Here is a 16142-nt window from a genome sequence, read left to right as displayed (position 1 = left end):
ACGCCGGCAGAGAACGGCCAAAAGCGGACTGTCAAGGCCGTATAGAAGGCGTCTGGCGTACCAAGGTGAGTCGATCTGCTCGGCTCGCCCTCACAGAAAGCCAGGGGAAGGTAGTAGATCGATAGCCACGCCACTCCCAATTTTATAAGTTAAACCCCTTACGATTCGATGTTAATCCATCACCTTCCATTTCTCATCAGCCAAAGATGAAGCTATTAGACTCTTCCAGCGCATTTACGATTACTTTTAGCTTATCTCTTTCGTCCAAAGGGCAATAAATAAGTGACTCGGTTGGCCTGACATCCGTGACTACCCTTGGGGCTTTGACTATCTGCCCAAACAGATTGAACTCCAAACCTTCATGTTCAGTATATTTTAATTCACTAACTTTGCTCTGAGGGTCAAAGTCTTCATGGGAATAATCATCGTAAAAATCAAATTCCCCTTCACAAATCAACCCCGGCTTCCTTGTGCCGAAAACATTACCGTCCATCAATGCGGCGTATTTATTGATAATGCGTTGTAAATCTGCGCTTAAGTCGAATTCTTTTAAAATTATCGGCTTATCGAGCTTCTCAGCAATGGATCGGGCTTTTTGCATCACCGAGACTAGCCAAGTATAATGATCTACGAAATCATCTATTGACGGATTATTTTTAGCATTAAATCTAATCACTTCATTGCCAAACTCATACTCGACAATGAAGTTGCCACCATTGAGATAAGGAATTGATTTAACTAGGCGCGCAAAATATGGCAGCTTAAGAATGTCTTTGCCTTTCCAGCCGCTCAAGCCACAAGTTAAATCAAGCTTATTCAAAGTCGTATCAAATTCCAAACAATAATTGATCCGAAAGAAGCCACCCAAGCCTTTTCCTTCTGCGATTAAACGTTTCTGACCATGCGTGGAATGAGACTCAAAAGAATCTATAAAGAATTCATGACCTTCATTATCTACCACATAGATATTTGTTTTTATCAATCGTTTGTTACCGCCAAGCGTAATTTTCCCAGATTCGAGGTTGTCGTGGATCGACTCAAATAGCTGTGAGCCTTTGAAAGAGAAATTAGGGCTGTGAATTGTGAACTCACGGCCCTCTTCGAAAAAAGCATTCGCAGACTCTACAAAACCCTCAATTTCATGGATATTGCTAAACACCAGATTGAATTTTGCGTCTGCGCTCGCAGCGGTGATTTCGTGTGAAATGGCCTTGCCGTTTGCCATAACCTTCACATTGAATCGAGGGTCCAGGCTGGATAGGCTTTGCTCATAACCACTCATAATGTCTCCGACCGGCGTCTGGACAGGGTTCAGGTCGCGTCTGATAAAGCGCTCCAGCGACAGACCCGATTCCTTGCGGATCTCGTCTCTAAGCTCCGCCTCGGTGATGGACTTCTGGCCAACCATAGCGTTTGAACGTTGTTCAGCCTTGGCTTTCCATTTTTTCAAAAGCTCAACAGGAAATGGAACAGGGTCTACATCGATTTGACGTGCATGGTTCTGACAAAGCCAGATTCCATTGCTCACGGCCCGTCGTTCCTCCTTCGTGAGAGTCCCGTCGTAGCGAGGTCCGCCGGGCGCAGCAGCCGTGATGTGGGCCGCAATGCCAATGCTCATGGGACCATCGTTCAGTTCCTTCGACCCTGCCGTAAACACGAGACAGTCAGGTTTGGAACAGATGTTCCCCGCTGCGTCTTTTAGTGCGCGAATAGTGGTAGGAGTAAAATCGTCACGCTTCGGTTGGGGCTTGCCCTGCGTGGTATTTTTCTTCTGCTTGGCTGGCTTGGCGGCCGGCTCCTTCGTGCTACCCATCAATTCCATTCCGTCGAATCATCGTTTCAGGATAATGCTAGGAATTGGGTTATTTGGGTAGCCGAACAGTGAGCGGGTGGGCATTGAAGATGAAGCGCTCTAGCTCTGCCATCAGCGAGCATCCAGTGGATTTAACCTCATCACCTAAGCGGTATGCCTTAGGCTCAAGAGGGCATTCCTCGCAATTCTGCTGCGTGGCGAGGCCGCGGGAGACATAAAGCAGATGTCAGCCAATCCTGCCCTTTCCGACAGTCCGTATATGGACTCCTCCTCATTGCAAGCCCCCTTCGCTTTGGCGCCCGTGCCGGCTGCACACGTATATTCGGCCTCTGATTGCTGCATCGTATTGATGCTGGGCCATGATGGGCTATTCGCGCGCCGGCTCCCATTCGCTTCTACGTGCTTTTCGCACCTGGACATTTGAGGGTTTTGCCGACGCCGGTTCGACCGGTTTGCCATCGTTCAGGTTGCTTCGCAATCGTGGTGAAGGGGTGTTTCTCCTAAGGTGAGTGGATCAGGCCGCTGCCCGTCCCGGTTGGTAATCAGTGTCATGACGCAGCATCGCCCAAGCCATGCGAGCAGTTTTGTTGGCCAGTGCTATAGCGGCCACATTGGGATGAGATCGCTCAGCTAAACGGACGACCCACTGGCTGAGTCGATCGTCTTTGGACTTGGCCGTACGCAGCGCCGACCATGAACCATCAGTGTTCGCAGATAGGCATCGCCGCGTTTGCTGATGCCAAGCAGCCGATCCTTGCCGCCGGAGCTGTGTTGCCTCGGCGTCAATCCTAGCGAGGCGGCCAGTTGTCGGCCGTTGGCAAACTGACGGGCATCACCGATGGCAGCAACGAGCGCGGTGGCGATCATGGGGCCGACGCCACGCAGCTGCTGCAAACGGACGGCAGTTGGCTCACTTGCCGCGATCGCCGATATTTCGCCGTCGAGTTCGCCCACGCGCTTATCCAGTGCGCAAAGATCGCCCCACAAGCCATCCAGCAAACGCCGGAAGCGTACCGTCAAACCGTTAGTGGCCTCTTCCAACCAGCGCGGTATCGCACGACGTAGCATTAGTAATTCTTTTGGGGCGATAAGGCCGTACTCGGCGACCAGCCCACGAATCTGATTGGCCTTGGCTGTCCGTTGCTCGATTAAGCCGGCTCGGATGCGATGCGTCGCCTGGATATCCTGTTGTTCGATGGTCTAGATGGCGACGAAGCGCATGCTGGGGCGGCTCACAGATCGCCTCGGCATCGTTGGCGTCGTTCTTGTTGCTCTTGACGTAGGGTTTGACGAACTGAGGCGCGATCAGCTTCACCCGAAATCCGCGAGCCTCCAGCTGCCGTGCCCAATGGTGCGCACCGCCGCAACTTTCCATGCCGATCTCACAGCCGGGCTCGATCTTCTCCAGTACCGTTTGAAGCCAGCGATCGCGAGGCAGGCGCTGCCGCCAGACCGGCTTCTCATGGCAATCCACGCCGTGGATCTGAAACACGTTCTTGGCCAAGTTGACCCCAATGCGCATAAGCTTCATGTGTGGACTCCTTCTCACTGTTGACTGTGGTTCGCACCTTCAGTCTGGCACTCAAGATGCCGAGGTGAGGAGGAGTCCATCCCATTGCTTTTGGCCGTTATGGAGAGCTCTCCGTAAGGGTCGTTATGCAAAGTCCTCAATTATGGAAAGTTGCTGTCGTGATGGACGTTAAGGGGCAGGCAGCAAGCGATTCACTGCTCAGTTCCCAGTCAGAGAAAAGTCCACGCATCAACTGCTCATTCGCTAAGCTTTCGAGCCATCAGATGAGCTAAATCACGAACCGATTCTGTAGCGTCTAGCTCTTCGTTGGAGAGCGCGATGTTGTGCTCGCTAAACTGACGGGCAAGCCGTTTGCTGAACAAGGTACGACCCAACGCGTCGTCCGGCCTGATGATCTCCGTCAGCACGGAGTCAGCAGAGATCTTGCCTGCTTGTTTGGCCGCGACCTCGGACAGAGCTTTCTTTAATCGAGAGTACACCTGCTGGATGCTCGGTGTCATGGTCGCGCTTTCGACGGAGGAAGGGCCGCTCGCGATCTGCGCCAGCAGGCTCTCGTCGACCCTCAAACCGAGCGTGTCCGCAAGCGTACGCGCGACCTTGCCTCCGAGCAGACGAATATCCTGCGGCGCCACGTCGGGCAGCAATCGTTGGGTCGCGGCGCGCGTGATGAGGCGATCCATCGCATTACGCACGGCATGCGGCGATACTCCGATCCGGCGGACGAGATCGTCCGCTGTGAAATCTTCGCCGCGATGCTCGGCCACCGATACGGCGTCAACCACTGCCTGCTCCACCCAGTTCGTCTCGTGCATCGCGCCCGCACCGGGAAGATTGGCCGCGACATACATGCCGAGCGGCAACGCCACCGGCTTCCAGGTCGTCCACACCGTATCGCCGTAGAGTCTGTCCGACACCGTATCCAGCAGCGAGCCTTCAGGCAGCAGCGCGGGATCGGAGGCCGCGGCCTGCAAAAGCGCTTCGGCGCCGCAGCGGAACAGCGGCACGCGCTCGACCGGCGCCAGCGCCGGCTTGCCGAGCCAGGGCTCCGCCATCAGCCTCAGCGCCGCCACGTCTGCGGATTCGGGCAGCAGTGCATGCAGGTTGTCGAGCACCATGCGGATGCGCCCAGTGTCAGCGTGATAGTCAGGTTTTTTCGCTTCGCGCCGCTCGTGCAACAGCATCAGATACGCGCCGAGGAGGCCGAGGATCGGGTTCTGGAACTTCGAGCCGAGAAATGCGTCAATCAGTTGCGGCGCCACCGACGGCGTGTTGTTCTGTAATGCGAGCAAGCCGGCGTCCATGTCTTGCGACGGCTGAATATCGTCCGGCTGCAGGTCGTAGGGGCTGCGGTACTTGCGTGAATCGATCACGTCGGCGTGCAGCGTGGCCAGACGCATGTCTTCCCAGAGCAGGCGCTTGTGATGCATCACGAACACCTGCGTCTGCCAGCCGGGCATCAACGGCACCGGGATCTGGCGCGGACGTTCGCCGAGGTCTTCGAGGATAAGCAGCCCGTGCGGAAGCCGCGTGCTGTAGGCCGCCCAACCTTTGTCCGAGTCGCGCTGCGCATCGTCCCTAAACTCGGACAAGCTGCGACCGTTGAGCATGCGCAGCGATAGCGAGGCCAGTTGGTCTTCGCCAGCATAGGCACCCTGGTGCGCCGCGCGCACGAACAGCAACAGGCGCGCGTCCGCCGGCTCGTCCCAGGCCAGCAGAGGTGCGGTCGGTGTCTGGCTGGCGGCCCAGGCCGGCCAGGTGTAGTACTCGTGTGTGGTCGCGGCGCCGGGAATCGTGGCTGCGGAAAACACCGGTGGCGGCGCGGCCTTCACCAATTGCGGGCCGTCGAGGCGGACCACAGTTTCGGCGAAGGCGCCACTACGGCTGCTCCGCACGGTGTACAACCCGCGCGGCAGGTCCAAATCCAGCCGAGACTTATCGTCCGCGCACCGGCCGACGACGTTGCCTTCGGCGTCGATCACTATCACCCCGAGCCCGGGCTCTGGCGCTTCGAGGGTCAGACGATAGACAGGGCGGTCAGAGCTCGACATGGAGATCCTCCGTTTCGTTGCCCTGGACGCGGATTGTCTTCTCGGCACCGGTCGGCAGATAGCGCAACAGCAGCATCGTGCGGCCGCTCACCGGGATGCGCCACGGCCCGGTGGAGACGTCGCCGCGCTTGAGCTCACGCAACTGGCCGTCTTCGACCACCGCCTCGCCTTTCGCGACGGACCTGAAGACGAGATTGACCGCGAAGCCGGGCGCCTGCGCTGGCGGCTTGGCATGGCCGAACAGCGGATCGGCAGTCGTGTCCAGGCCGTTCACCACTTCCGAATTCTGGATATGGTTGCTGGCCTTGGCAATCAGCGGCGTGTTGACTTCAAGGTATTCCTTGAGCTTCGAAGCGCGGACGCCGCCGGTCGGTTCCGCCGCCGCACCTTTGAGCGCGTTCATCAGCGCCTGGGTGAAATGCCCTCGCACGTCGCTTTCGCCGTCGGCCTGTCCAATCTCGGCTTCGTAGGCGGCGTTCATGAATTCGGTGGCGTAACCGACGAAGCTGCGGCAGGTGGGTGCGCCGTCGCCAGGCGTCGGCAGTTCGATCGTCGGCGGCAGTGCGGTGGAGCCTACCTCGCGCACGCGGCAGCAGTCGAGCAGAAAGACCACTTCGCGGAAATAGCCGCAGCCCATCACCAGTTTCCGATAGCCTTCCGAATCCAGCGCCATCGCCCGTCGCTGCTTCGACCACGACGCTAGGCACAGATCGGCGCCGACGTTGGTGCGGCCGAGACCGTGGCCGCTGAAATAAACGTAGAGGCGCTTGTCGCCCGCAACATTGCGAGCCGCGGCGAGGATCCTCTCCAACGCGTCGTCGATGTCGTCATGGATCGGCCGCACTGGATCCTCCCTCGACAGCACCAGTTCCACGTTCGCCGCCAGCACACCACCGCCTTCCGGATCGGTCAGCCAGGCGTGGAAGTCTTCGGCGTCCTTGCGCGCGCCCTTCAGCGAGCGGAAGCGCGGGTAATGGTCGATGCCGACGACCAGAGCGTAGTGGCCTGCGTACTCGGGCATGCTTCAGACCCGCAGCAACTCGGTCAGGCTTTCGCGGGTCGGCCCGTCATCGTCGAAACCGCCGTGCGAACGCGACGACGTCCTTCGACCGGCGACCGCGCTCGGATCGATTACCGTGTTGTCGGACAGCACCAACCGCTGTTGCGCGGTCATGAACGCAGCCCAGTCCGCGGCGGGGCCGTTTCTGAATGGACCTTGGCCACTAGCGTGGCGCATCATCCCCATGATTGGTGCATCGACCTCGTCCGGCTCGAGAACACCGGAAATGAAATACAGCAGCGATCGCGTGTAGACCTTGGGCACCAGTTGGTCTTCGCGTTCGTAGTCGTCGTCCATGGTGTAGCAGCGGAATTGTTTGAAACGATCCGGATGCCGGACGAGTTCCGCGACACCGAGTTCCGAGCGCCCGGCTGGGGCAAGGAATGTAATGGTGTTCACGCGGACAGCGAGGTCGCGCGCGGCGGCTGCGCGCAACATCTCACAGATCGCGATGCTGCCGGCGCTGTGGCCGACCAAGTCCACGCGGAAATCCGGCCGCGTCGTCTGTAACGCCGCGATCTTTTCCAGCACATAGCTGCCGACGCGACGCTCGTCGCCACTCAGGCCGTCGTTCGGCAGCCACATCGCAGTGGCCTTGTCCTTCATCCGTCCCCACACCCAGGCCCCGAGGTCGGCGAGATAAAGTTCGCGCAACAGCTCTTCGACCACGGTCGGGTAGAAGCCATGATCGCGGCCGCGAATGTGGCGGCGGATCACGCGATAGGCGATCGCCGCCAGCATCTTCGCGGTTTTGAGGCCTTCGATCAGGCCGCGGGCCCCGGCATCGGGGCTGCGCCCGGCCAGTGCGTCGACCTCCGCGATCACGGTGTAGTCGCCGTCGATGTCTGCCTGGAATTCGGCCTGCAGCTCCTGCTTGAGCACGTCGAGATCAGCCTCCGTCACCGCGACGCCACCGCGCGCCGCCGCCCCCTTGCCGGTCGCGAGGTCGTCGTAGCTCGCAAACGGTCTCGGCTTCGCCAACTCGTCCTCAATCTTCGACATCGGGATTGCCACGCCAGCGCCGCGGCCCTCGAAACCGCCGAAGCGCTGGGCGGCGCGGCGCAGCTGCCACTTCAGCAGTTTCTGGAACAGCGCCGTGTCGTGGATATTCTGCAGATTGTCGCGAAAAGTCTCGATCAGCCCTGTTTCCCAGACGAAGGTAAGCGGAACTGCGCCAGCGGCCTCATACACTGGTACCATCTTTTGCGCGATCTCGATCCCTGCGCCTTCCGACACTAAGCCACCGTGGAAATGCACCACCAGTGACTTTTCGCCCGCTGAGCTTAGGTGCTGAAACAGGGCGTCGATCTCGGCCGCTTCTGTGGCGTGATCGCCACTGGCCTCGAAGGTACCACCCGGACCCACATTTACGAAGTTGATCATGACGGTCCTCCGATTTCTCGTCACATAGAATTGGTGCCATCAAGTGCCGCCTGATGTGCCGAACGATTAAGCTAACCGGCGAGAAAAAGCGTAGCTTTTACGAGCCCAGTGAGCGAATTATTAGATGGCACCTGCACAGGTTAGGCCTCGCCTCTGCAGTTGGTGCAACCATTAGTAAAGCAAACGCGCCAAGCCCTACCGTTAAGTGGCAAAGCGTCGGGTGGCCGCAATGCGGGCAAGCTGAGACTGCGAAAGCGGCAACAACGAAAAACAATAGTGATATGGGCAAGGCAATTAGAGCTATTGCTGGTGTGCCAACGAGCATCGGAGAAAAGGGGACGAATTTATTTTTAAATTGGCTCAGCCTAACCAATAAATCCACCTCCACCTCCACCTCCACCTCCACCTCCACCTTCACCTCCATCTCCATAGACCATCAGAACAATAAGGGACACGCCACGATTAATTAGAGTCGCCGCTCAAAGCAAAAACCGTAGTCTGCCCCCCTATTGTCTTCTGTCTTTCAGGGGGCTCGTTAACAACGATAGGGGGTAGCCCAGTGTGGACCTATGCACCTTTTACACATGAAGTGGCCGCCGAGGCATATATTTTCTCCAGGCCCTGGTGTACCCGTGCACCATTTATGAATACTCTCAGGAGCTACTGGGCGTCCCCCAAGATCGCAGTCTGCTGCCGGGGAGGGTCGCAAAAAACTTTGGTCCGGATTATTTTTTGTACTAGAGCATGCGGTTAGGGCCAAAATTACGACGCACAACAAGATTGAGAATCGCATAATCGTTCCCTTTGCTCTGTATTCACAATAGCCTGCGTCGTCTGCGTTCTTGTGACCACAGCTCGTATAAAAGAGAGGCATGAAACTCTCCAATGAAGCGAGACAGCACAACCGGGCCAGCGGGCGTTTTGGATAACTACTTCAGCTTGCGGCTGAAGATAAAAAAGCACAACACGCCTACAAAGATTGCCATGCCTGAAACTGGTGCTGACTCACGGCACTGGTCTCGATTCTGTGGAAGTTTGCGCCACAGCTTTAAATAGATTTCTATTGTTGGGCTTGCGAAGTACAACAATCGCCCAGATGCCGATTGCCACGATTGGCAGAGCCAGTGGCCCCGCTAGCATTATACTTCCAAGTATTTGCGGAGACAGCACCTAAAACGCACATGACGAATAGGTTCTTTCTGAGCATTAGAACCCCGCCATAAATGGCAGTCGCACCGAGCGGAAAAGGAACTATCGCGAGCATCAATGCACCAGCTCTTAGCAGCGAATATTTCATCGCTGCATCTCCTGCGCCAAATGGCGTTGGTGGAAAACTGCTTAGCGCGAAAAAACTCATGAAGAGCTAACCGATCACAAGAATAATACCTGCAATGATCAAGGCTATAGCCGGTTTTTGCAGTGGGTTCGATTCCATTTGTTTTTCCATCATGTTGCATTTAGAGCAGACTAAGCAACGAGCGATGACGTTCGGTCACTTGAGTCAGGTCAAGTCAAGTCAAGTTCATCCAATACGTCCACGACACACAGCGCCATTCGCCCTTCTGGAGGACACACAGATACCGATTGAAGCAGCAATTATTTATGAAGCAACTCATCGGCTGTCTTGTACTAAGAGCGCGGCGAGACATTACTATGACCTTAGTAGCGCTGCTGGCTATGTGCCAATCCTCGAAAAACGATTTCGCGATATTGATAATACAGGGCTAGTTCGGAATAGACTTTAGCTCCGAGTGATCCCCATGAATTTTCTTGAAAAATCAATCGGATAGGTATTGAAGAAGCCTGCATGGGCGGGCGCGTTGGTTGTTGCCAAACAAAGCCAAACCCATTTAGGGATGCCGACCTGGGCGGTTTTGAGGAAATGCCCGAACTTCCCAGCCTAAACTGAGCGTCAGGGCAGTGGAGGGTAATCCAGGTGGAGTCCGATGTTGAAGCATTCGTAGCGAAAAGCTGTAGCCCAATGCGACCACCATCATGCTCGGTATTTGAAAACTAGCATCTGTGTGCTGAGGTCGTGGGGCGGTGATCTGAAAAGCTCCACCAACGCCAGCAATGGTGTATTCGACAGCTAGTCCCTGGGTTACTTGGCGAGTGACAGAATTCGCCCGATTCTGTTGAAAAAGTCGGTCTGCCCAGACTGCCTGATCAGTCACTGGGGAAAACGCCTTTTTTGCATGCTGCTACGTGAAATCCGAGTCCGAAAGCCTCTGCCAAATGCAAAGATCTTAATCTTGGACGCGTACATTTTTGATGCGCAACCTACGGTCGACTTTTTCAGCAAAATCGCCCCAAAGCAGCCTCGCGTTTGCCTACCAGGTTTGGAGGTTTGCTTTCATCGAGCTTTTCTAAACATCGTAGAAGCACTGAGTTTAACGCCTAGGTTTCGGACGTGCCTGCCAAGCCGCCTCGACAATTTCGGGGTGATTGTGCTCCTGCAAAATACGCAACGCGTTATCTGAGAAGCGCGCGTGTTTTTGACTGCCAAACTCAAAAATCATTATGTTGGCTTGGTCGTTGTCGAGGCCCAGCATCTCCCGTAACGCTTTGCATTTGTTCGGGGTGAGCCCTAACCGTTCAGAAAGTGCAGTGGGGCTGAGGTGGTACTTTTTCTGCAAATCCACTTCCCGAATTGCACCTGCGGCTTCGGGATCATCGCCTGAAACATACCGAACAGGTGCGCCTTCCCTTTTGCTGAAGTGGACGCGAAGAGTAGGGCCCTCACCAGTGATGTTGCTCGCTAAGGCAATCAACCTTGGGAAGACCTGATCTACTTGAGTGCCTACCTTGATCGCCCTCTCGATTCGATCAATGTCCCTTTCTGACACCTCAACGGTTTCGATTACATGAGCTTCCATTGCCAGGAGGGTTCGTATGCGTCCTCTTGCCTCGTCTCGGGCGCGCTTATTGGGTGCGAGAAGTTCGGCGATATGCCGAAACTCTCGATCCACTAGAACATCGAAGCTGGGTAGCGCGGTGGTAGAGAGTGGCATGACGCGAAGGGGAAGATTGTCTGCCAGCGAGTCCTCAAAAGGTTCGACCAATACTTCATCCAACGTTGTCAGCAGCGCTCTCGCATTTACAAACAACGCGTCTTCTGGCACAACAATCATCCAATGCTGAGCAGCATCTCGCATGGTATCGAGGGCACGGATAGAGCCTGCCTGTGCAGCTGTCAAGTACCCTCTGGCGGTAGCTACATTCAGTGCCCGATCAAGTCCAATGGCAATCCCCTTCTGCTTATCGAAGACCGCCTTTGATTTTTGCACGAGGAGTGCCTTGGTCAGCATCTCACTGCTGTGCTGGAAATGAAGCAGAACTGATTCTGTGCGGCCATGATCGTCGTGACCGTTGAAGACCTCCAACCCGCGCCGTAATGAGGCGATAGCCTTGTTCTTCGGGGTTTTAGCTTCCCGCTTGAGCTTCATCAGGAGACATCCACATAACTGATGGGTGAGTCAAAATGATAGGGTTTGTTCCCCGCCCCACATGCTTTTCGTCCCAAGTACCCGACTCATAGAATGAACCTAGCTCCTTTCTCTTCGCCCCGCAGCTGGTATTGCTCAATTATCGAGCGTCGTTGGCGAAGCTACCGTCCCCGGCGCTGCGCACAAGGCATTCGATAGTCCTGAAGGTTTCCAAACGTGGCACTATAAACTTTTGGTTTACATAGCCTATTGAAACTACTACCTACCGTCCCTTCAGTGGTCATTAGAAAATAAAATGAAGTCATTAAATTTTAAATCGGGCGAGCATTCCCCCCCCCACGAGAGAACCTCGGAAAGACAAGTCGTTTATGGCAACTTTAAGGGAAGGTAGGGCTTAATTAGATGTCGCTGCAAATCGGCTGCATGGATCGCCAGGGAATGGGGAGCAGCCGACTTACTGGAGTGGCATTTTTTCAGACTGTGCGTGTTCGCGTTGGTCGCCGCACCGCCGAGGGGCGAAATCGAGGAGGCGCACTTGTAACCGCGCCGAAGCAGAGCAGTACCTGATTCACAAGCTGGAGCAACTTCGCCAGCAGAAGGTGTACGGAGTGCGCCGGGTCAGAACATGGCGGGAGGCGGCGACTCGCTTCCTGCTCGAAGTGAAGGATCAAGCCTCCATTCACATCTCTGCCACTTACATGGAGCAGCTCGACCCATTCATTGGGGATATGCCGCTCACACACATCGACGACGACGCGCTCGCCCCCTACATCCAGTCGAAGCTTCACCCGGCTGAGGGCAGGCCCGTCACAAATCGTACTGTGAACATCGCGCTGCAAAGGGTGATTCGAGTGTTGAACCTTTGTGCGCGGAAGTAGCGGGATGAAGAGCGCCGGCCATTACTCGATGTTGTGCCGATGATCTCTCTGCTGGACGAGAAAACGAACAGCCGGAAGCTCTACCCGCTTTCATGGGAAGAGCAGTCGATTCTGTTCGCCGAACTCCCGGCGCACCTGCAAACCATGGCCTTGTTCAAAGTCAATACGGGATGCAGGGAGCAGGAAGTTTGCAAGCTTCAGTGGAATTGGGAGATTGCGGTACCGGAACTGGGAACGAGCGTGTTCTTGATCCCTGCAGGGTTTGGGCGCTGGGCCGACGGATCATCAACCCGTGCCAGGGAACTTTAGCTTTCGAAAAAGCTGTGTCTGCCACAATTTCAGAGAGCCCTTCTGAATCGGGCTCTCTGCGTTGCTGGATTTAAAGGATCGCTTATCGATTCAAACGTTTGCCGATCAACTCATCCACCACTGCAGGGTCGGCCAAGGTACTGATGTCTCCAAGTGTGTCCAACTCATTACAAGCAATCTTGCGCAAGATCCGGCGCATGATTTTTCCTGAGCGAGTCTTCGGTAATGCAGGCGCCCATTGCACCAGCTCGGGTTTGGCAAAACTGCCGATTTCCTTGCTGACCATCGCCACAAGCTCGCGCTTCAGCTCATCGGTCGGCTCCACGTTTCGCATTGTGGTCACAAAGGCATAGATGCCCTCCCCCTTTACATCATGGGGATAACCGACCACGGCGGCTTCGGCCACAGACTCATGAAGCACCAACGAGCTTTCAACCTCGGCTGTGCCGATCCGGTGGCCGGAAACGTTGATCACGTCATCCACGCGACCTGTGATCCAATAATAGCCGTCCGCGTCACGACGGGCGCCGTCGCCGGTGAAGTAATAGCCTGGGTAGGGTTTGAAATAGGTTTCTACGTGCCGGGAATGATCGCCGTGAATCGTGCGAGTCTGGGCTGGCCAGCTGGCTTTGATTGCAAGAACTCCGGAGCCAGGACCGTGAACCTCCTGGCCACTGTCATCCAACAATGCCGGTTGTACGCCAAAGAATGGACGGGTTGCCGATCCTGGCTTGAGCGGAGTCGCACCTGGCAGCGGTGCAATCATGATGGCGCCTGTTTCGGTCTGCCACCAGGTGTCGAGGATTGGGCAACGCCGTTCACCGACTACATTGTAAAACCACTCCCAGGCCTCCGGATTGATCGGCTCACCAGCAGTGGCCAGCATGCGCAGGCTTTTCCTGCTGGTGGCCCGCACGGGATCGTCACCTTCGCGCATCAGCGCGCGGATAGCCGTCGGGGCTGTATAGAAGATATTCACCTGATGCTTATCCACAACCTGCCAAAACCGCGATGCATCAGGATAAGTCGGCACACCTTCAAAAATCAGTGTTGTAGCGCCGTTTGCCAGTGGGCCGTAGACCACATAGCTGTGTCCCGTGATCCACCCAATGTCGGCGGTGCACCAATGGATATCGCCGCCGTGATAGTCGAACACATACTTGTGCGTCATACAGGCCTGAAGCAGGTACCCGCCCGTGGTATGCACAACCCCTTTAGGTTTACCCGTGGAGCCGGACGTGTAGAGGATGAATAATGGCGCTTCGGCGTCCATTGGCTCGGCCTCACAGACGTCATCGGCAACGCTTATAGCTTCGTGGTACCAGAGATCTCGACCGGCCACCCAAGCGCATTGGCTTTCAGTACGCTGCACGACCAATACGGTAGAAACCTGTGGGCAACTGACCAGGGCCAGATCGATATTGGCCTTGAGAGGAACGCGTTTGCCGCCACGAACACCCTCATTGGAGGTAATCACCGTGGTGCAGTTCGCATCGTTGATGCGGTCACGTAGAGCGTCCGGGGAGAATCCACCGAACACTACGGTATGGACTGCTCCTATCCGCGTGCATGCCAGCATGGCATAGGCTGCTTCCAGAACCATCGGCATGTAAATACAGACCCGGTCGCCTTTCTTCACGCCGCGACTCTTCAACACGTTGGCCAAGCGGCAGACTTGACGGTGCAATTCGTTGTAGGTGATGTTCGCCGACTCTGAAGGGCTATCACCCTCCCAAATGATGGCGACCTGTTCGCCACGCTCGCTCAGGTGGCGGTCGATGCAGTTATACGAGACATTCAGTTGCCCGCCCCGGAACCACTGGGTTGCACCACTGCTCATGTCGGAGTGATGTACCTGATCCCAAGGTTTGAACCAACTGAGAAGGCGTGACGCCTGCTCCCCCCAAAACAGCTCAGGGTTTTCGATAGACTGCTGATACAGCTGCAGATATTGATCGTTATCCAGATACGCACGTTCTCGCACTGAGTCGGGGATGGGGTATGTGGCTGTCTCGAACATAACGGTTCCTTTTTTATTGGGCATAGGTTTCTACCGTACGTGTAGCGGGTTACTTGAGCCCCGATGCTCGGCTTGTCCAGGCTGATATCGAAAGCCTGGCCGGGCCTGAGCCGGCCGAGAGTACCGCTTAGACGCCGGTCAGCATGCTATCGAGTGGCGCACTGGCGCGTTGGTGCTTAGTCAGTTGGAAGTAGATGGACCCTGCGGCCATAAAGCCGAGGAAGATCAACCCGACCAGCGTGTTGAACCAGGCCATGGCGATCAGGCAGACCACTGCCAGCAGCAGCGCAATGACCGGCACGATTGGATATCCCGGCGCGCGGAAGCTTCGCTCCAGAATTGATATCTTGGCTGATGGCGGCGAGTCGTCTTTGATAAGGCGTGTTTCGTCAATCATCACGCCGATTTCGAAAGCTCCAATTACGTTATGCATGTTCTAATTCCTCGTATTGGTATTCTTGTACTGAGCTGAAAGCTTTTTGGCGACACGCTCCACACTTCTGTTGCAGGATTATAAAAAGAGCACCTATCATCATGACACCGTCGAAATACCAAATCGCTAGTGTCGACTAAAATATGGACCATCCAACGCGACCACTTAAAATCTCCAGCGCTTCGACTCCAAGTTTCGAATTTCCCTGGGCATTGAGACCTGGAGACCAAACAGCAATTGAAGCTATACCAGGCACTATGGCAAGAACTCCTCCGCCCACTCCGCTTTTCGAAGGCAAACCTACTCTAAATGCGTAGTCACCCGAGCCATCATAGAGGCCGCAGGTCAACATAAGAGAGTTTATACGACGTGCACGTTCAGGAGAAACAACAGAAAGCCCTGTCACCGGATTAACTCCACCCGAAGCTAGAAATCCGCCAGCCACAGCCAACTGTTTGCACGACATAGCAATTGCGCAATGATGGTAATATACGCCGAGAACATGTGCGGGAGCATTCTTTATATTCCCGAATGACTTCATATAGTTAGCCAGTGCTTCATTACGAAAACCTGTCTCTTTTTCAGCAACTGCCACAACAGGATCAATCGCAATGCTCTCATCATTAGCCAAAAAACGAACAAAACGCACAATTTCACCAATCGTTTCTTTCGGCTGGTGACTGGAAAGCAGCACGTCAGCAACTGTGATTGCACCAGAGTTTATGAAGGGGTTACGCGGAATACCACGTTCATACTCTAGTTGAACGATCGAATTAAAAGCATTACCCGACGACTCGCGCCCCACTCTTTTCCAGAGGGCATCGCCAGCCTTGCCAAGAGCCAATGTAAGCGAGAAAACCTTAGAGACACTTTGAATGGAAAAGCACTCTTCCGCATCCCCGGCTGAGTAGTGCATATTGTTTACAAGCGTCACGGCAATCCCGAATTTAGCAGGATCCACATTGGCCAGCGGCTTTATGTAATCTGCCACTTTTCCTCTGGATGCCCGCCTCGACATTATATCTGCGATGTCAGCCAATATTTCTGGCAATCGAGGCGCCAAATCGAAGCGTGAATTGAATTGCGAGTCTTGATCACAGTTCTCCGCCGCTCTAGCATAAACCCGAGAATGGGTGGAGCGGAAATTATCTGGCGACGCCGAGCAGTCCGCTTGCCTCAACAGCGCCTCTCGAGCCGAACCATCTTTCATAAACCCCTCTC

The 16142-nt window shown here is 55.4% G+C and carries 7 protein-coding genes and 3 pseudogenes; 1 reads left to right on the top strand and 9 read right to left on the bottom strand.

Annotated features, from left to right (window positions below; genetic code table 11):
• Positions 1-196 precede the first annotated feature (196 nt).
• The 6 genes and pseudogenes from D3879_RS24810 to D3879_RS24785 all read right to left on the bottom strand — a co-directional run bounded on the left by D3879_RS24810 (position 197) and on the right by D3879_RS24785 (position 11281).
• Positions 197-1813 carry a hypothetical protein gene (locus tag D3879_RS24810; protein WP_147411236.1) on the bottom strand — a complete coding sequence of 539 codons (1617 nt, stop codon included), beginning with the start codon at positions 1811-1813 and terminating at the stop codon, positions 197-199.
• Between the two features lie 514 nt (positions 1814-2327).
• Positions 2328-3344: pseudogene (locus tag D3879_RS24805) on the bottom strand (IS110 family RNA-guided transposase).
• Positions 3345-3580: 236 nt separating this feature from the next.
• Entirely contained in the window at positions 3581-5392 is a 1812-nt protein-coding gene (locus tag D3879_RS24800) for a hypothetical protein (protein WP_119956831.1), read from the bottom strand.
• Positions 5379-6413, bottom strand: a complete 1035-nt coding sequence (locus D3879_RS24795; protein ID WP_119956830.1) for a caspase family protein — start codon at positions 6411-6413, stop codon at positions 5379-5381. Before D3879_RS24795 ends, D3879_RS24800 begins: the two co-directional genes overlap by 14 nt.
• Positions 6414-6416: 3 nt before the next feature.
• On the bottom strand, positions 6417-7835 hold the full coding sequence (locus D3879_RS24790; RefSeq protein WP_119956829.1) for a hypothetical protein: 1419 nt from the start codon (positions 7833-7835) through the stop codon (positions 6417-6419).
• Between the two features lie 2390 nt (positions 7836-10225).
• Complete coding sequence (locus D3879_RS24785; RefSeq protein WP_119956828.1) at positions 10226-11281, bottom strand: hypothetical protein; 1056 nt, start codon at positions 11279-11281, stop codon at positions 10226-10228.
• Positions 11282-11748: 467 nt separating this feature from the next.
• On the opposite strand from D3879_RS24785, the pseudogene D3879_RS24780 reads away from it, so the two are divergent.
• Positions 11749-12453 (top strand): annotated as a pseudogene (locus tag D3879_RS24780) (tyrosine-type recombinase/integrase); the annotation flags it as partial.
• Positions 12454-12550: 97 nt separating this feature from the next.
• Here the strand turns inward: D3879_RS24780 and acs are convergent.
• The 3 genes and pseudogenes from acs to D3879_RS24765 form a co-directional block, all read right to left on the bottom strand.
• Complete coding sequence (acs, locus tag D3879_RS24775; protein WP_119956827.1) at positions 12551-14488, bottom strand: acetate--CoA ligase; 1938 nt, start codon at positions 14486-14488, stop codon at positions 12551-12553.
• A 127-nt stretch (positions 14489-14615) separates the two neighbouring features.
• A pseudogene (locus tag D3879_RS24770) lies at positions 14616-14828 on the bottom strand (ethanolamine permease); the annotation flags it as partial.
• 229 nt (positions 14829-15057) lie between these two features.
• Positions 15058-16131, bottom strand: coding sequence for a glutaminase (locus tag D3879_RS24765; protein WP_119956826.1), 1074 nt, complete (start codon positions 16129-16131; stop codon positions 15058-15060).
• Positions 16132-16142: the final 11 nt, after the last annotated feature.

Source organism: Pseudomonas cavernicola, from assembly GCF_003596405.1.
In the GTDB taxonomy this organism is placed as follows: Bacteria; Pseudomonadota; Gammaproteobacteria; order Pseudomonadales; family Pseudomonadaceae; genus Aquipseudomonas; species Aquipseudomonas cavernicola.
The sequence above is the reverse complement of the archived record's forward strand: the minus strand, read 5'-3'. Positions and strand labels throughout refer to the sequence as shown.

Excerpts from the sequence above, each read along its gene's own strand:
- D3879_RS24795 (WP_119956830.1), bottom strand. The coding sequence starts at position 6,413 with ATGCCCGAGTACGCAGGCCACTACGCTCTGGTCGTCGGCATCGACCAT.
- D3879_RS24790 (WP_119956829.1), bottom strand. The coding sequence starts at position 7,835 with ATGATCAACTTCGTAAATGTGGGTCCGGGTGGTACCTTCGAGGCCAGT.
- D3879_RS24765 (WP_119956826.1), bottom strand. The coding sequence starts at position 16,131 with ATGAAAGATGGTTCGGCTCGAGAGGCGCTGTTGAGGCAAGCGGACTGC.
- D3879_RS24810 (WP_147411236.1), bottom strand. The coding sequence starts at position 1,813 with ATGGGTAGCACGAAGGAGCCGGCCGCCAAGCCAGCCAAGCAGAAGAAA.
- acs (WP_119956827.1), bottom strand. The coding sequence starts at position 14,488 with ATGTTCGAGACAGCCACATACCCCATCCCCGACTCAGTGCGAGAACGT.
- D3879_RS24800 (WP_119956831.1), bottom strand. The coding sequence starts at position 5,392 with ATGTCGAGCTCTGACCGCCCTGTCTATCGTCTGACCCTCGAAGCGCCA.
- D3879_RS24785 (WP_119956828.1), bottom strand. The coding sequence starts at position 11,281 with ATGAAGCTCAAGCGGGAAGCTAAAACCCCGAAGAACAAGGCTATCGCC.